The 17,224-nt window shown below is 70.5% G+C and carries 14 protein-coding genes; 6 read left to right on the forward strand and 8 right to left on the reverse strand.

Features of this window, described 5'->3' with window-relative positions:
- Positions 1–1,338 (forward strand): M1 family aminopeptidase, encoded by a 1,338-nt coding sequence (locus tag LRX76_RS05950; RefSeq protein ID WP_231803062.1) that lies wholly within the window; start codon positions 1–3, stop codon positions 1,336–1,338.
- A gap of 235 nt (positions 1,339–1,573) precedes the next feature.
- Here LRX76_RS05950 and LRX76_RS05955 read toward each other — a convergent pair whose 3' ends face one another.
- The 5 genes from LRX76_RS05955 to hppD all read right to left on the reverse strand — a co-directional run bounded on the left by LRX76_RS05955 (position 1,574) and on the right by hppD (position 6,243).
- Entirely contained in the window at positions 1,574–2,524 is a 951-nt protein-coding gene (locus LRX76_RS05955) for a calcium/sodium antiporter (RefSeq protein WP_231803064.1), read from the reverse strand.
- A 51-nt stretch (positions 2,525–2,575) separates the two neighbouring features.
- Positions 2,576–3,187, reverse strand: coding sequence for a lectin (locus tag LRX76_RS05960; protein WP_231803066.1), 612 nt, complete (start codon positions 3,185–3,187; stop codon positions 2,576–2,578).
- A 162-nt stretch (positions 3,188–3,349) separates the two neighbouring features.
- Positions 3,350–4,663, reverse strand: a complete 1,314-nt coding sequence (gene hmgA, locus LRX76_RS05965; protein ID WP_231803068.1) for a homogentisate 1,2-dioxygenase — start codon at positions 4,661–4,663, stop codon at positions 3,350–3,352.
- Positions 4,664–4,676: 13 nt separating this feature from the next.
- The gene (locus LRX76_RS05970; RefSeq protein WP_231803070.1) at positions 4,677–5,069 is read right to left on the reverse strand and encodes a DUF559 domain-containing protein; all 393 of its coding nucleotides are present in this window, start codon (positions 5,067–5,069) and stop codon (positions 4,677–4,679) included.
- A gap of 58 nt (positions 5,070–5,127) precedes the next feature.
- Positions 5,128–6,243: a 4-hydroxyphenylpyruvate dioxygenase gene (gene hppD / locus LRX76_RS05975; protein ID WP_231803072.1), complete on the reverse strand. Its 1,116-nt coding sequence runs from the start codon at positions 6,241–6,243 to the stop codon at positions 5,128–5,130.
- Positions 6,244–6,376: 133 nt separating this feature from the next.
- On the opposite strand from hppD, the gene LRX76_RS05980 reads away from it, so the two are divergent.
- Entirely contained in the window at positions 6,377–6,865 is a 489-nt protein-coding gene (locus LRX76_RS05980) for a MarR family winged helix-turn-helix transcriptional regulator (protein WP_231803074.1), read from the forward strand.
- Positions 6,866–7,560: 695 nt separating this feature from the next.
- On the opposite strand, the gene LRX76_RS05985 is transcribed toward LRX76_RS05980, so the two are convergent.
- From LRX76_RS05985 to LRX76_RS05995, 3 genes are all read right to left on the reverse strand, one after another.
- Positions 7,561–8,166, reverse strand: a complete 606-nt coding sequence (locus LRX76_RS05985; protein ID WP_231803076.1) for a thioredoxin family protein — start codon at positions 8,164–8,166, stop codon at positions 7,561–7,563.
- The gene (locus tag LRX76_RS05990) at positions 8,166–9,698 is read right to left on the reverse strand and encodes a peptide MFS transporter (RefSeq protein WP_231803078.1); all 1,533 of its coding nucleotides are present in this window, start codon (positions 9,696–9,698) and stop codon (positions 8,166–8,168) included. Before LRX76_RS05990 ends, LRX76_RS05985 begins: the two co-directional genes overlap by 1 nt.
- A 140-nt stretch (positions 9,699–9,838) precedes the next feature.
- Positions 9,839–10,711, reverse strand: coding sequence for a tryptophan 2,3-dioxygenase family protein (locus LRX76_RS05995; protein WP_231803080.1), 873 nt, complete (start codon positions 10,709–10,711; stop codon positions 9,839–9,841).
- Positions 10,712–10,876: 165 nt separating this feature from the next.
- Between LRX76_RS05995 and LRX76_RS06000 the strand changes: the two genes are divergently transcribed.
- From LRX76_RS06000 to LRX76_RS06015, 4 genes are all read left to right on the forward strand, one after another.
- Positions 10,877–14,467, forward strand: a complete 3,591-nt coding sequence (locus LRX76_RS06000) for a lamin tail domain-containing protein (RefSeq protein WP_231803082.1) — start codon at positions 10,877–10,879, stop codon at positions 14,465–14,467.
- A gap of 189 nt (positions 14,468–14,656) precedes the next feature.
- Positions 14,657–15,748 carry a pyruvate dehydrogenase (acetyl-transferring) E1 component subunit alpha gene (gene pdhA / locus LRX76_RS06005; protein WP_231803084.1) on the forward strand — a complete coding sequence of 364 codons (1,092 nt, stop codon included), beginning with the start codon at positions 14,657–14,659 and terminating at the stop codon, positions 15,746–15,748.
- A complete protein-coding gene (locus tag LRX76_RS06010) occupies positions 15,741–16,826 on the forward strand; it encodes an alpha-ketoacid dehydrogenase subunit beta (RefSeq protein ID WP_231803086.1) in 1,086 nt (361 codons plus the stop codon). The genes pdhA and LRX76_RS06010 overlap by 8 nt, the downstream gene beginning before the upstream one ends.
- A 4-nt stretch (positions 16,827–16,830) precedes the next feature.
- A complete protein-coding gene (locus LRX76_RS06015; RefSeq protein ID WP_231803088.1) occupies positions 16,831–17,190 on the forward strand; it encodes an SH3 domain-containing protein in 360 nt (119 codons plus the stop codon).
- Positions 17,191–17,224: the final 34 nt, after the last annotated feature.

Genomic DNA, 17,224 nt, shown 5'->3' on the forward strand with positions numbered 1-17,224 from the left:
ATGACCTTGATGGCGGGATGCCGGGCAGCGGTTGCCGTGGCCACGCTCCTGGCTGCTCGGGCCGCGGCGGCGCAGGCCTCGGCTCCGGTAGCAGGTGACGGCTTCGAGGTCGAGCACTACGAGGTGGCCCTACGCCCAGACCTGGCGACCACGGCGCTGTCGGGAACCGAAACCATCGTACTGAAAAGCACGCGAAACGGCCTGGACCGGCTGGTGTTCTCGCCGAATGCGTTACGGCTCCGGGACGCGACGCTCGACGGCCAGCCGGTGGCCGTCGCCAGCACCTTCGATGGCATTGCATTCTCGCCCGCCCACGCACTAGGCAAGGGCGACAGAGCCACACTGAGGTTCCAGATGAGCGGTGTACCCGCCCAAGGGATCGTCCGGACCGGCAATGGTCTCTACACCAGCTACTTCGCCTGCGACTGGATGGTCTGCCTGCAGGATCGCCCCGGCAACAAGGCGCATTTCTCGCTCGATCTATACCTCCCGGCCGGGATTGCATCGCTGGGCATAGGGCGGGCGTTGCCTCTCCTGCCGTTCTCCGACGGACTGGTCCTCCATCGCTGGCGCTCGACACGGGCCTACTCCGCGTACCTTTTCGGATTCGCCGCGGGAATCTTCGCGCAGGAAGCGGTCGGGACCAGCGTGGGGGAACTCGTGTATCTCGATGGCACCGGCAGGGAAAGGAATCTTGCCGAGACCTTCTCGCAAACCCGCTCCATCGCGCAGTTCCTCGCTGACAAGGCGGGAATGGGTCTTCCCGATCGCCGTTATACGCAGCTACTGGTTCCGAAGCGGGAAGCGCAGGAGGCCGCAACCTTCTCCCTCATCGGCGAGGAAGAACTGGACCGCGAGCGGCAGCAGCCAAGCAACGCCTGGATCATTGCCCACGAAATGGCCCACCAATGGTGGGGAAACCTCGTAACCTGTGCGTCGTGGCAGGATTTCTGGTTGAACGAGGGCATCGCAACATTCATGGTTGCGGCCTGGAAAGAGCGCGCCTTCGGCCCAAGCGCCTATCAGGAGGAGTTGGAAGGCGCGCAACGTCGACTGGAACGCGCACGCGCTTCGGGGTTCGACAAGCCGCTGGCCTGGTCGGGCGCATATCCGTCTCTAGGAATCCGTCGCGCGATCCAATACAGCAAAGGGGCGTTGTTCGTGGATCACTTACGGAACGTGCTCGGCGAAGAAGCCTTCTGGAATGGCATACGCAGGTTCACTCGCGAGCATGCCGGAAAGACGGCGACAAGCCAAGATTTCCAGGTTGCAATGGAGAAGGCCAGCGGAAGCGACCTGTCGTCCCTGTTCCGGGAATGGGTTTACGGCGATTCGTAGCCGCGTTCGACGCTCGCTCCAGGACCGAAACTCCCATGCACCGAGGTTTATGTTCGTGTTGCCACAGGCAATGCCTCCTGCAGCGGAACTCTGCGACCTTTATCCCGCGCCGATCGGTGTCGACCACAGGCCTGGATTGCGGTGGGGGTGGGGTGGCTCGCCCTGGTTGGCAGTTCCTGCACGCCCTCGCGCACAGCGATGACGATGCCGCCCTCTGCATCACCGGCGGGCGCTCCTAGCCCAGCAGCGCGATCTCCAGCGCCACCCAGCCCGCGAACGCGGCCAGCAGCACCGCGCCCTCGCCGCGGCTGAGCCGCAGGTCGCCGTGCAGCATCGGGTACAGCACCGCGGCGAAGGCGATCGCCGCCGGCAGTTCCAGCCGCACGAACGAGGCCGGCAGCGGCAGCGGCCGCAGCACCGCCATGCCGCCGATGATCACCAGCAGGTTGAACAGGCTCGAACCGATCACGTGGCCGACCACCATGTCGCCCTGCCCGCGCCGCGCCGCCATCACCGCCGCGGCCACTTCCGGCAATGCGGTGCCGATCGCCACCGGCAGCAGGCCGGTCAGCAGCGGCGACAGTCCCCAGCCGGCGCCCAGCAGGGGCGCGGCCTGCACCACCCAGCGCGCGCCGTAGTACAGCAGCACGATGGCGATCGCCAGCCGCAGCAGGTTCAGGCCCAGCGCGGTGCGGGTCTGCGCGTACTGCGCCAGCGTTTCCTGCACCTGCGCGTCCTCGCGGCGCGCACGCCGCAGCAGCAGCGCCAGCACCGCGGCGAAGCCGGCCAGCATGACGATGCCGTCGACGCGGCCGATCACCCCGTCCATGCCGAAGCCGATGACCGCCAGCGTGGCCACGGCCAGCACCGGCAGCAGCGGCGCCAGCGCGCGGGCGCGCACCAGCAGCGGCGTGGCCAGCGCCGCCAGCCCCAGGGTCAGGCCCAGGTTGACGATGTTGCTGCCGACCGCGTTGCCCAGCGCCAGGTCCTGGCTGCCGACCGCGAAGGCGCGGGCGTTGACCGCCAGCTCCGGCAGCGAGGTGCCGAAGGCCACCAGCAGCAGGCCGGCGACGAACGGCGAGGTGCCAAGGCGCTGCGCCAGCCCGGAGGCGGCCTTGACGATCGAGTCGCCGCCCAGCGCCAGCAGCAGCAATCCCAGCAGGAACCATCCCGTCGCAACCAGCATGTCGTCATCCCCGCGTCGTGTGCAGACGATTCTATGCGCTGGCGCGCAGGCTCAGGAGCAGCCTTCGACGTAGTCGACCTGCGGCGCCAGGCCCACGCGCCACGCGCTGACGGTGCCGTCGGCGCCGATCTCGAAGTTGAGCACGCCCTGGCCGGGCTGCAGCGGCACCACGCGCAGGTTGGCGCCGCCATCCACGTACTTGTGCGGCAGGCGCTCGGCGCCCTCGCGGTACAGCGACTGCAGCCGTGCCAGGCCCATGCCCACCCTGCCGCCGCCGGGCGCGGCCAGCGCATCGGTCCCCACGTCGTAGCGCACGAAGCGGTCGCGCTCGATCATGAAGGCCAGATCGCGCGGCGCCGCGGCATCGCGCGGGAACAGGTAGTAGCAGTCGCTGCCCTCGGCCGGCTTGCCGTCCAGTTCGCCATGCCAGGCTTGCCGCAGTTCGTCGGCGCTGATGCCCAGCACCAGGTCGCCGTAGCCATCCAGGCGCGCCGGCGCGCGCTCCTGCCCGGCGGCGGCGGAAGGAGCGGTCGCCGCCGGTTGCGCCGCGGCGTCATCGCCGGCGGGGGTTGCAGCCGTCGGCGGCGGCGTGTCGGGCTGCCGGGCGCAGGCGGCCAGCAGGGCGAGCAGCGCCAGCGGCAGGATGCGGGTGCTTGCAATCATCGTCGCACTCCCTTCGGACCGGCTGCCTACCCTAACGCGCACCGGGTAAAGCGGGCGAGAAGCCCCCGGCGCTGCCGACGGCGGCCATGCGCGCATGCCACCGTGCATGAGCGCACGTCGGCAGCGCCTCTTCCGTTGCACGGGCAAGGAAGCGAACCGCCCTCAGCGGGCGGCATCCGGTCCCCCGTCGAAGCGCCTGCGCAGGCCTTCCCAGCACCTGCGGTAGTCGTCCTGGCGATGCGGTGCCTGCAGCGCCTGCATGGTCGGGCGCAGCACCGCGCGGGTCTCGAACATGAAGGCCATGGTGCCGGCGATCACGTCCGGCCGCGACAGGTCGGCATGCGAGGCCTTCTCGAACGTCGCCGCGTCCGGCCCGTGTCCGCTAATGGCGTTGTGCAGCGAGATCCCGCCGGGCACGAACCCCTCGGCCTTGGCATCGTAGGCGCCATGCACCAGGCCCATGAGCTCGCTGGCGACGTTGCGGTGGAACCAGGGCGGCCTGAACGTGTGCTGGGCCACCAGCCAGCGCGGCGGGAAGATGGCGAAGTCCACGTTGGCCGTGCCCGGGGTGTCGCTGGGCGAGGTCAGCACGGTGAAGATCGATGGATCGGGGTGGTCGAAGCTGATCGAGCCGATCGCGTTGAAGTGGCGCAGGTCGTAGCGGTACGGCGCGCAGTTGCCGTGCCAGGCGACCACGTCCAGCGGGCTGTGGTCGATCGGCGCGCGCCACAGGTGGCCCTGGAACTTGGCCACCAGCTCGAAGTCGCCCTCCAGGTCCTCGAACGCGGCCACCGGCGCCTGGAAGTCGCGCGGGTTGGCCAGCCCGTTGGCGCCGATCGCGCCGAGATCGGGCAGCCGCAGCAGCGCGCCGAAGTTCTCCAGCACGTAGCCGCGCGACGGCCCGTCCGGCAGTTCGACGCGGAAGCGGATGCCGCGCGGGATCACCGCGACCTGCTGCGGCTCGATCTCCAGCACGCCCAGCTCGGTGGCGACGCGCAGGCGGCCCAGTTGCGGCACCAGCAGCAGCTCGCCATCGGCATCGTGGAACCAGCGGCCGCGCATGTCGCGGTCGGCGGCATAGACGTGGACGCCCACGCCCTGCTGGGCCTGCGGCGAACCGTTGCCCGCCATGGTGTACATGCCCTCGACGAAATCCGCCGGCGCGGCGGGCAGCGGCAGCGGGTCCCAGCGCAGCTGTTCCGGCGTGACCGGGCCGTGGCCGAAGTCGTTGTGGAAGCGCGGCGCGCCGGCGAACGGCTCGAAGCGCCCGTGCACCGCCGCCGGGCGGATGCGGTACAGCCAGCTGCGGCGGTTGTGCCCGCGCGGCGCGGTGAACGCGGTGGCGGACAGCTGCTCGGCATACAGCCCGTGCGCCACCCGCTGCGGCGAGTTCTGCCCGACCGGCAGCGTGCCGGCGATGGCCTCGGTGGCGAACTCGTTGCCGAAACCGCTCATGTAGTGGCGTGCATTGTCCATGGAAGCCTCGCTGCTAAGCCCCTCTCCCACCGGGAGAGGGGTTGGGGTGAGGGTACGGCGCCACCAGCGCCTGCCGGATCGCCTCGATCACGCTTTCCGTCGCCGACAAGACATCATGGCTCCAGAAACGGACAACCCTCCAACCTTGGATTTCGAGAAACCGCGTCCGTGCGGCATCGACGGATTCACTGTGCCGGGAGCCGTCCAGTTCGATGATCAGTCTCGCCTCTTCGCAGCAGAAGTCCGCGACGTAGGGAGGAACAGGATGCTGGCGGCGGAACTTGAATCCTTCGAGCTGCCTGCCCCGGAGACATTGCCAAAGCCTGCGTTCCGCATCGGTCATTTCATGCCGCAGGGTGCGTGCGTTCTTGAGCGTGGTCGAGGGCAAGGGAGGTTTGATCTTCATGATTCCACCGTACCCTCACCCCGCCCCCTCTCACGTAGGGAGAGGGGCTATAACGCCGTCAGAGCACGCCGCGCTTGATCTGGTCGCGCTCGATGCTCTCGAACAGCGCCTGGAAGTTGCCTTCGCCGAAGCCCTCGTTGCCCTTGCGCTGGATGATCTCGAAGAAGATCGGGCCGATGCAGTTCTCGGTGAAGATCTGCAGCAGCTTGCGCTTCTTCGTGTCCGGGTCGGCGTCGATCAGGATGCGGTTGCGGCGCAGCCGCTCCACGTCCTCGCCATGGTCGGGGATGCGCTGGTCGATCACGTCGAAGTAGGCGTCCGGCGTGTCCAGGAACGCCACCCCGGCCGCGCGCATGCTCTCCACCGTGTCGTGGATGTTCTCGGTGAAGCAGGCGATGTGCTGGATGCCTTCGCCGTGGTAGGCGTCCAGGTACTCGTTGATCTGGCTCTTGGGGTCGGAGGACTCGTTGAGCGGGATGCGCACGATGCCGTCCGGCGCGGTCATCGCCTTGGACACCAGCCCGGTCCTGGCGCCCTTGATGTCGAAGTAGCGGATCTCGCGGAAGTTGAACAGCCGCTCGTAGTAGTCCGACCACTGCTGCATGTGGCCGAAGTACAGGTTGTGCGTGAGGTGGTCGATGAACGTCAGGCCGAAGCCGCGCGGGTTCTGCTCGGCGCCGGGTACCGGCACGTAGTCGCCGTCGTAGATGCTGCCGGCCTGGCCGTAGCGGTCCACCAGGTACAGCATGCAGTCGCCGATGCCCTTGACCACCGGCGCGTCCACCGCGCGCGTGTCGGCGCGCTCGGCCACCGCCTCGCCGCCGTTGCCGAGCACCGTGGCGAAGACCTCGGCGGCCGGCTTGCGGAAGCGGATGGCGAAGCCGCAGGCGCACGGTCCGTGCGCGGCGGCGAATGCGGCGGCGAACGAGTCCGGGTCCTGGTTGACCAGGAAGTTCACCCCGCCCTGGCGGTACACCGTGATCGGGCGCGTGCGATGCCGCAGCACCGCGCTGAATCCCAGGCGCCGGAACAGCGTGTGCAGCGCCGCGCCCTCGCCGGGCGGCGCGGCGAACTCGACGAACTCGAAACCGTCGATCCCCATCGGGTTGTCGAACGTGGTCACCTGCATGCCCGGGTCGGGCCTGAAGGCGGTAGCTTGCGGCTGGGCACTCATCGGTTTTTCCTCCACGCAAGGCCGCCCGGAAAAAAAGACTATGCGGGCCGGCGAAAGACCCGCGAGAATGGAGCGGGCCTAGACGAGCCTCCTTGTAGTTTCATATGAAACAGCCATCAAGACGCAGCGCAGCATGAGCACATCCGATCCGACGCCTCCGCCGTCCCGCCACGAGGTCCTGCTGGACCTGGAGCGATTCCTGCCCTATCGCATCAGCGTGCTGTCCAACCGCGTCAGCGGCAACATCGCCCGCGTGTATGGCGAGCGCTACGGCATGGCGATCCCGGAATGGCGGGTGATCACCATCCTGGCCCTGTATCCCGGCTCGTCGGCCAGCCAGGTCTCCGAGCGCACGGCGATGGACAAGGTGGCGGTGAGCCGGGCGGTGGCGCGGCTGCTGGAGCGCGGCTTCATCAGGCGCGAGACCCACGGCGACGACCGCCGCCGCTCGATGCTGGCGCTGTCGGCCGCCGGGCGCGAGGTCTACGAGACCGTGGCGCCGCTGGTCAACGAGATGGAGCGGCGGCTGATGTCGGTGCTGAGCGAGCAGGAACAGCAGACGCTGGAACACCTGATCGACCGGCTGGCGACCGCCGGGCTGCCGCGGATGGCCCAGGACTGAAGGCGGCCCCGCCGCATCGGCCGGCGACGCCGCCGGCCTGCCCGCGATCCGGGCGGTGTCCGCCCTCGTAGCGGGGATGCGGGCGCAAGCACCGGCGCAGGCAACGAAGGCGGTCGTCGTCGCCGCGGCTCCCACGACCGAAGCGCTTCTCCGCAGCCGGAGTGCTCGCAACGCCGGAACGCTTCATCGGGGCGGAAAGACGGGCCACGGCCGGTCGTGGCGGGTCAACCTGGAGAAGCCGCGATCGTCGCTCCCGCGAAGGCGGGAGCCCGGGGACGTTGCGGCGACCGGCGCGGACGCCCTCGCGACCTGTCCACGATCTCCCGTAGGAGCGACTTCAGTCGCGATGGGGCTTTACCGGTGGAGCCCCGTCGCGACTGAAGTCGCTCCTACGGGCAGCCGGCTCTCCTGCTCGTCGTTCCTGAGCCACGGCGACCGCTCGGCACCTGCTGCGCCCATGCGGGGATCGTGCACGGGCTCCTGGACGATCAGCCGCCAGCCTGCTCCCCGCCTGCGCGGGGATGGCCGGACGCAAGCTCCGGCGCGCAGGCCCCGATCCGGATTCCGATACCGCCGAGCACGCCGGCAGCCCCGTCCCGGCCGTTCGACGCTGCAGTCGCCTGGCCCGGCAAGCGCAGCGCAACCGGGACCGGCCGGGGGCAGCGATCGCCGCACCCGGCCACCGCCCGCATCGATCAGGGCGTGTCGCCCTGGTTCTCCGGCGGCGCCCACTGCTTGAGGAAGTCGAAGAACTTGCCGCGGTCGTAGCCCTTGCCCTTCTCCAGCTCGCCGGTGAACTGCGAATGCAGCAGCTTGCCGTCGTTGTCGAGCACGAACAGGTGCGGATAGCCCTTGATCTCGGGGAACTGCGACAGGAACGCCTGGTTCTCGTTCTCCTCGCTGTAGTTCACCTTGACCCAGACGTAGTTGGCGTCGCGGAAGCGGCGGATCTCGCTGTCGCCGGCGATGAAGTCGTCGAGGATGTGGCACCACGAGCACCACTCCCCGCCCACGTCCAGCAGGATGCGCTTGCCGCCGCGCTTGGCCTCGACCTTGGCGGTCTCCAGGTCGGCGACCGGGTCGCGCGCCGGGTCGAAGCTGGCGCTGAGCGCGGCGATGGCGGCGATGTCGGCGGCGGCCGGGGTGTTGCCCGAGGCCACCGGCTGGCTGGGATCGGCCACCGGCGGCTTCTGCTCGGTGGTGTCCAGCGCGCGCGCCGGTTCCGGTTCCGGCACCTTCTGGCAGGCCGCCACGGCCATGGCCAGCGCCAGCAGCAGGGACAACTTGGGCAGCATCGGCATCACTTCACCCCGTGCATCAGTTTGTTGATCAGCGGCGCGAGCAGGAACAGCAGCACGCCCGCGCCGATCAGCGACCAGAAGCCGAAGGTATACCCGGTCAGCGCTGAATCCACGGTCATCCCGCTCTCGCCGCTGACGATGCCGGCGAAGATGCCCGACAGGTTGTTGCCGATCGCGGTGGCCAGGAACCAGCCGCCCATCGCCAGGCCGACCAGCCGCACCGGCGCCAGCTTGGTCACCATCGACAGGCCGATCGGCGACAGGCACAGCTCGCCCACCGTCTGCACCAGGTACACCGCCACCAGCGTCCACAGCGGGATGCGGCCGCTGCCGTCCACCAGCGCCGATAGCGCGAACATCAGCAGCGCGAACGCCAGGCCGTTGAAGATCAGGCCCAGGCCGAACTTGCGCGGGATCGACGGCTCCAGCCGGCGCTTGTCCAGGAACGCCCACACCAGCGTGACCAGCGGCGCGAACAGGATGATGCCCACCGGGTTGACCGACTGGAACCAGCCGACCGGGAACTCCCAGCCGCCGATGCCGCGGTCGACGATGTTCTGCGCCAGGAAGTTGAACGAGCTGCCGGCCTGCTCGAAGAACATGAAGAACATCACGTTGAACAGGAAGATGATCAGCATCGCGATCACCCGGTGCGTCTGCACCACGCCGGTGCGCACGGCCTCCATCAACAGCATCACCGCCAGGCCGATGAACAGCAGGCCCAGCAGCCACGCCAGCGGGGTGGCGCCGAGCTTGGCCAGCAGCAGGTACACCAGCGGGATGGCGAGGATGCAGCCGATCGCCACCCACAGCACCCGCAGCAGGCTCTCGCCGCCGGCCGGCGGCAGGCCGATGCCCTTGAGCTGGCGCTTGCCCAGCCAGAACCACACCAGGCTGATCAGCATGCCGAAGCCCGAGGCCACGAACACCGCCTTGTAGTTCTGCGTCATCGGCGTGCCGAACACCTGCTCGGCCAGCCAGCCGGTCAGCAGCGGCGAGAAGAACGAGCCGGCGTTGATGCCCATGTAGAACAGGGTGAAGCCGCGGTCGCGGCGGGCATCGCCCGGCGCGTACAGCTGGCCGACCATGGAGGAGATGTTGGGCTTGAACAGGCCGTTGCCGACGATGATCGTGGACAGGCCGAACTCGAACAGCAGCTGGCTGGGCAGGGCGATCATGAACAGGCCCACCGCCATCACCACCGCGCCGAGCAGGATCGAGCGCTGGTAGCCGATGATACGGTCGGCGACGTAGCCGCCGAAGATCGCGCTGGCGTACACCAGCGCCAGGTAGGCGCCGTAGGTGCGGTTGGCATCGCCTTCGCCGGTTGAACTTCCGCCTGCGAACTGCGCCACGATGTACAGCGTCAGCGCCCAGCGGATGCCGTAGAAGGCGAAGCGCTCCCAGAACTCGGCCATGAACAGCATCCACAGCGGCTTGGGATGGCCGAGCAGGGTGTCGAACTGCGGCGGTTGCGTTGGCGGCTGCGGCGGAATGGAGGCAGGTTTCGGCGCGAGGTCGTCAACGCTCATGCTGGGAGTCCCTTGCTGGTTCGATCGATGGCGGTGCCCGGCCGCGGCCGGGTGGACGCGGCAGGATCACCGACAGGCGCGGTTCACGTCAAATGAACGGGCGCGATGGGCAGCGGGCGCAGGCGCACCGGTATGCGCTCCTACGGTGCCGGCGGCGCCGGCAGGCCCACCGAGGTGCGCACCTCGAACAGCTCCGGGAAGAAGGTCAGCTCCAGCGCCTGGCGCAGGAAGCCGACGCCGCTGGAACCGCCGGTGCCGCGCTTGAAGCCGATCACCCGCATCACCGTGCGCATGTGGCGGAAGCGCCACAGCTGGAACTGCGTCTCCAGGTCCACCAGGTCCTCGGCCAGCGAGTACTCGCGCCAGTAGCGGTCGGTGTTCTCGTAGATGCGCTCGAACACCGGCCGCAGCGCCGGGTCGGACACGTGCGGGGCCGACCAGTCGCGCTGCAGGTGGGTTTCCGGCACGGCGTGGCCCCAGCGCGCCAGGTAGCGCAGGAATTCCGCGTACAGGCTCGGCGCCTGCAGCACGCGCTCCAGGTCGGCCTGGCCCCGGGGGTCGTAGGCGAACACCTTGAGCATCTGCGCGTTCTTGTTGCCGAGCAGGAACTCGATGTAGCGGTACTGCAGCGACTGGAAGCCCGAGGCCGGGCCCAGGGTGTCGCGGAAGCCCATGTACTCCGAGGGGGTGAGCGTCTCCAGCACCGACCACTGCTCGGTGAGCTGGCGCAGCACCTGCTTGCTGCGCGCCAGCACCTTGCGGCACTGCCAGACCTCGTCGCGCTGCAGGTGCGCCAGCGCGGCGTGCAGCTCGTGCGCCAGCAGCTTGAGCCACAGCTCGGAGGTCTGGTGCTGGATGATGAACATCATCTCGTCGTGGTGCGGCGGGTCCGACAGCGGCTGCTGGGCCGACAGCAGCCGGTCCAGGCGCAGGTAGCCGCCATAGGTCAGCCGTCCTTCCAGGTCGGTATGGATGCCGGCTTCGAGCGGGCGCTGGTTCTTCTCGACGGGCATGGGCGGCGGCGTCCGGGGCGGGGGCCAAGCGTACCGCAGCGGCCGGCTGTCACATCGCCGTCAGCACCGGGCCGCAGACTCGGGCAGAATCGACGGGCGCGGACCGTCTGCGACGGACGGCCGCAGGGGCGCTCACACCATGACTCTACGGACGGGGATCTTCCGATGCGATCGATGCAGTTTCGTGCCGCACTGCTTGCCTGCGTGCTTTCACCCTGCGTGCTGGCCCTCGCCGGCCAGGCGCAGGCCCAGGTGGTCATCAGCCAGGTGTACGGCGGCGGCGGCAACAGCGGGGCCACCTACCGCAGCGACTTCGTCGAGCTGCACAACAACGGCACCCAGGCGGTGGACCTGTCGGGCTGGTCGCTGCAGTACGCCTCGGCCGCCGGCAGCAGCTGGCAGGTGACGCCGCTGGCCGGCAGCATCGCCGCCGGCGGCTACTACCTGGTCAAGCAGGCCGACGGCAGCGGCGGCAGCGCCGACCTGCCCGCCGCGGACGCCACCGGCACCATCGCCATGAGCGCCACCGCCGGCAAGGTGGCGCTGAGCAGTTCCGCCGCCGCGCTCAGCGGCACCTGCCCCACCGGCAACGTCGATTTCGTCGGCTTCGGCAGCACCGCCAGCTGCGCCGAGGGCAGCAGCCGCGCGCCGGCGCCGAGCAACGCCCTGGCGATCGCGCGCGGCGAAGGCGGCTGCAGCGACAGCGACGACAACGCCGCCGACTTCGCCACCGCCAGCCCCGAGCCGCGCAACGGCGCCGCCACGCCCAGGCTGTGCGCCGGCGGCGGCGCCATCATCGCCACCCTGGGCGACGTGCGCCGCGCCGAGGGCGATGCCGGCACCACCGATTTCGTGTTCACCCTGGCGCTGAGCGAGCCGGCCCCGGAAGGCGGCATCGGCTTCAACGTCGCCACCGCCGACGGCAGCGCCAGCGCCGGCAGCGACTACGACGCGCTGGCCACCACCGCGATGACCATCGCTGCCGGCCAGAGCAGCGCCTCGATCGTGGTCAAGGTCCACGGGGATACCGTGGCCGAGCCCGACGAGACCTTCGCGCTGCGGGTCAGCGACATCGCCGGCGCGCTGCCGGCCAGCCTGGAAGCCACCGCCACCATCGTCAACGACGACTTCCAGCTGCTGCCGATCCACGCCATCCAGGGCAGCGGCGCACGCTCGCCGCTGGAAGGCCAGGTGGTCGCCGCCAGCGGCATCGTCACCGCGCGCCGCGGCAACGGCTTCTTCATGCAGGCGCCCGACGCCGAGGCCGACGCCGATCCGCTGACCTCCGAGGGCATCTTCGTCTACCTCGGCAGCGCGCCGCCGGAGGACGCGGCGGTCGGCAACCGGGTCAAGGTGCAGGGCACGGTGCTCGAATACGTGCCAAGCGCCGATCCGGCGCAGCCGCCGCTGACCGAGATCGGCGGCGCGCCGACGGTGATCCTGCAGTCCACCGGCCACGCCCTGCCCGCGCCGGTGGCGCTGACCGCGCAGTTCCCCGACGCGGACGGTGCCTACGACCAGCTCGAGCGCCTGGAAGGCATGCGCGTCACCGCCGCCAGCCTGACCGTCAACACGCCCACCGCCGGCAACGTCAGCGAGGCCACCGCCACGGCCACCAGCAACGGCGTGTTCCACGCCGTGGTCACCGGCGTGCCGCGCGCCTGGCGCGGCCCCGGCGTGCAGCAGCCCGACCCGCTGCCGGCCGGCTCGCCGGCCGGGGTGCCGCGCTGGAACACCAACCCGCAGGTGATCGCGGTGGCCAGCGCCGGCCTCGGCGGCGAGCGCCTGGACCTGGCCGCCGGCTGCGTGGTCACCGGCGTCACCGGCCCGCTGGACTACAGCTACCGCCGCTACACCCTGTACCCGGAGACCACCCCGGCGTTCAGCTGCGCCGAGGCCACCCGGCCGCGGCCGGCGCCGCAGCCGCAGGCCGACGACGTCAGCGTGGCCAGCTACAACCTGGAGCGCTTCTTCGACGACCAGAACGACCCGGCCATCGGCGAGCCGGTGCTGTCCCCGGCCGCCTACCAGGGCCGCCTCAACAAGGCCTCGCTGGCGGTGCGCGACTTCCTGCACCTGCCCGACATCCTCGGCGTGGCCGAGGTCGAGAACCTGCAGGTGCTGCAGACCCTGGCCGCGCGCATCGGCACCGACGCGGTGGCCGCCGGCCAGCCGGACCCGGGCTACGCCGCCTACCTGCTGGAAGGCAACGACGTCGGCGGCATCGATGTCGGCTTCCTGGTCAGGACCGCCGAGGTCGGCGCCGGGCTGGCGCGGGTGCAGGTGGAGGAGGTCGAGCAGATCGGCAAGGACACCACCTGGACCGAGCCGGCCGGCGGCGTCAGCCTGCTCAACGACCGCCCGCCGCTGCTGCTCAAGGCCAAGGTCAACTTCGCCGACGGCCGCCAGCTGCCGCTGACCGTCGTCGCCGTGCACCAGCGCTCGCTCAACGGCGCCGAGACCGACGACGCCTCCGGCCAGCGCATCCGCGCCAAGCGCCAGGCCCAGGCCGAGTTCCTGGCCAACCTGCTGCAGGCGCGCCAGGCCGCCGACCCGGCCGAGCAGGTGCTGGTGCTGGGCGACTTCAACGCCTTCGAGTTCAACGACGGCTATGTCGACGCGATGGGCACGGTGACCGGGCGCCCCTCGCCCGACGCGCAGACCGTGGTCGCCGGCGACGGCGCCGACCTGGTCGATCCGGACTACACCGACCTGACCTGGATGCTGCCGCCGGACCAGAGCTACTCCTACGCCTACGACGGCAACGTGCAGTCGCTGGACCACATCGTCGCCAGCCAGGCGCTGCTGGAGTCGCCGCAGCTGGCGACGCTGGTCTACGGCCATGCGCGCATCAACGCCGACCAGCCGGAGATCGCGCGCAACGACGCCGGCTCGGCCGCGCGCCTGTCCGACCACGACCCGGCGCTGGTGCTGCTGCGGCTGAAGCTGCAGCGCTTCGCCGACCTCGGCCTGGCCGCCAACGCCGACCGCGCGCAGGTCGCCGCCGGCGGCACCATCGGCTACACCGTGGACGTGGACAACCACGGCCCGGATGCGGCCGAGCACGCCGCCGTGGCGTTCGTGTTCGACGCCGCGGTGCAGCCGCAGGTGGGGGCGCCGGAAGGCTGGAGCTGCAGCGAGCCGGGCGGTACCACCACCGTTACCTGCACCATCGCCCGGCTGGGCAGCGGCGCGGCGCAGCGCTTCGTGCTGCAGGTGCCCACCGACAGCGCGCTGGCCGGGCGCTCGCTGTCGATGGCGGCCTCGGTCAAGTCGCAGACGCCGGACCCGCAGGCCGGCAACGACAACGCCGCGGTCGGCGTCGAGGTCGAGGCCGACCGCGCGGGCAACCTGTCGCTGCGCATCGACGGGCCGCGGCAGCTGCCGTGGTACGCGCTGCGCGCCGACTACCGCCTGGTGCTGTCCAACCTCGGCGAGCGCGGCGCCGAGGGCGCGCAGCTGCGCATCGACGGCAGCACCCTGGCCGGGCTGGCCTCGGTGCAGGCGCCGGCCGGCTGGCGATGCGTCAAAACGTCACTATCTGCCTTGCGGCCGCTTGGCTATCTTTGCTCTGCCGCCGCCGCGCTGGCGCCAGGAAACACGACGACTTTCGGGGTGAGGGTCAACAGGTTTCCGGCGCTCGCCGGCGGCGCAATCAATTTGCAGGCAGCCGCGTCCTCGTCCACGGCGGACAGCGACGCCAGCGACAACGACGCCTCCGCCGAGACCCGGGTGTGCTCCTGGCGCGGATGCTGAACAGGACTCGCGCGACCGCGATCGAAGTAGGAAACTAAGGAACGCGGCTCCGGCCGCGTTCCTTGTTTGTGCATGGCAACAAGCCGACGGGCTGAAGAGGGTGTTGCGCCGCAGGAGGGCTTTGCCGTCGCGGTTCCTTACCATGCGCATTCCTATCATTTGAAACTTCCTGCCAGGATGCAGCCCGCAATGACCGTTGCCGCACAGTTCCAGATCGATTTCCTGCAGTACCTCGACGCAGACGGGCAGCGCGTCGGCCAGGCCGCGCCATCGGCCTTCGCCGACCCGCAGCTGCTGCTGCCCCTGTTCAAGCAGATGCTGGCCGCGCGCGTGTTCGACGCCAAGGCGGTGGCGCTGCAGCGCACCGGCAAGCTGGGCACCTATCCTTCCGCGCTCGGCCACGAGGCCACCCACATCGGCATCGGCGCGGCCATGCGCCGGGGCGACGTGTTCGCGCCCAGCTACCGCGAGATCGGCACGATGTTCGCGCGCGGCGTGCGCGGGCGCGACGTGCTGCTGTACTGGGGCGGCGACGAGCGCGGCAGCGACTTCCCGCGCGAATCCGACGCCGCGCGCGACTTCCCGTTCTGCGTGCCGATCTCCACCCAGTGCCTGCACGCGGCCGGCGCGGCGCTGGCGTTCAAGCTGCGCGGCGAGCCGCAGGTGGCGGTGACCTGCTGCGGCGACGGCGGCAGTTCCAAGACCGACTTCTACGCCGCGCTGAACTCGGCCGGCGCCTACACGCTGCCGCTGATCCTGTGCGTGATCAACAACGGCTGGGCGATCTCGGTGCCGCGCGCGGCCCAGACCGGTGCGCAGACGCTGGCGCAGAAGGGCATCGCCGGCGGCCTGCACTGCCTGCAGGTGGACGGCAACGACCTGATCGCGGTACTCGAGGCGATGCACCGGGCGCGCGAGCGCGCGCTGGCCGGCGACGGCGGCAGCGTGATCGAGTTCCTCACCTACCGCCTGTCCGACCACACCACCGCCGACGACGCCCGCCGCTACCGCGACGAGGCCGAGGTCAAGGCGGCGTGGGCACGCGAGCCGATGATCCGCCTGCGCCGCTACCTGACCGCGCAGGGCGTGTGGGACGAGCAGGCCGAGGCCGCCTGGAAGGACGAATGCGCCGCCCGGGTGGACGAGGAGGTCGACGCCTACCTGGCCACGCCGGTGCAGCCGGTGGCGGCGATGTTCGACCACCTGTATGCCGACCCGCCGCCGGAACTGCTGGCCCAGCGCGCCGCGGCCATTGCCCTGGAGGAGCAGCGCCATGGATGAGATCCGCCACAAGAACGCCCCGCTCGACGCCGCCGACGCCGCCGCCCACCACGCCGCCAGCACGCCTGCGGAGGCCCCGATGAACACTGCCGCCACGACCACGCCGATCACACTGATCGAGGCCGTCACCCAGGCGCTGGCCTGGGAACTGGAGCACGACCCGTCGGTGCTGGTGCTGGGCGAGGACGTGGGCGTGAACGGCGGCGTGTTCCGCGCCACCGCCGGGCTGCAGCGCCGGTTCGGCGCCGAGCGCGTGCTCGACACCCCGCTGGACGAGACCACCATCGCCGGCCTGGCCGTGGGCCTGGCCGCGCAGGGCATGAAGCCGGTGGCCGAGTCGCAGTTCGACGGTTTCGTCTACCCGATGGTGGACCACCTGGTCAGCCACGCCGCGCGCCTGCGCAACCGCACCCGCGGCCGTCTGCACTGCCCGATGGTGCTGCGGGTGCCGTGGGGCGGCGGCATCCGCGCCCCGGAGCACCACAGCGAGGCCAACGAGAGCCTGTTCACCAACGTGCCCGGCCTGCGCGTGGTGCTGCCGTCCAGCCCGCAGCGCGCCTACGGCCTGCTGCTGGCCGCCATCCGCGATCCCGACCCGGTGGTGTTCTACGAGCCCAAGCGCATCTACCGCCAGTACAAGGAAGTGGTGGCCGACGACGGCGAGGCGCTGCCGCTGGACGTGTGCTTCGTGCTGCGCGACGGCAGCGACGTGACCCTGGTGGCGTGGGGCGCGCAGGTCAAGGAGGCGCTGGAGGCGGCCGACAGGCTCGCCGGCGAGGGCATCAGCGCCGAGGTCATCGACGTGGCCACGCTGCGGCCGCTGGACTTCGACACCATCGCCGAATCGGTGGCGCGCACCGGCCGCTGCGTGATCGTGCAGGAAGCCCCGCGTACCGCCGGCTTCGGCGCCGAGATCGCCGCGCGGCTGGCCGAGCAGTCGATGTACGACCTGCTGGCACCGGTGCAGCGCGTCACCGGCTACGACACCCATATCCCGCTGTTCCGGCTGGAGATGAAGTACCTGCCGAGCGTCGAGCGCATCGTCGCCGCGGCCAGGCGCGCGCTGGAACATGCTTGACGGGATGGCATACGCGCGTGTGGTGAGCGCGCATCGCGCACCGCAGCGCCCGCCCATCCGCATCGCCCCGGGCGATGCGGTGACACTGGGCGAGCGCGACACCGACTGGCCGCAGTTCGTCTGGACCACGCGGGCCGATGGCCTCGGCGGCTGGGTCCCGGCGGCGCTGTTCGACGCCGCGCGCGGCCCGGCGACGGCGTTGCAGGTCTACGACACCCGCGAACTGGATGCCGACGCCGGCGAGCTGCTGGCCCTGCAGCACGAGCTGGCGGACTGGTGGTGGGCGCGCAACGCGCGCGGCGACAGCGGCTGGATCCCGGCGCGCGTGCTCGCCCCCGCCACGGACGCCGGCGCGGCACCATGACCTGACCCCTATCCTGGCCGCCGCGCCGACGCCG

Source organism: Stenotrophomonas sp. MMGLT7 (assembly GCF_021168555.1).
Classification (GTDB): domain Bacteria; phylum Pseudomonadota; class Gammaproteobacteria; order Xanthomonadales; family Xanthomonadaceae; genus MMGLT7.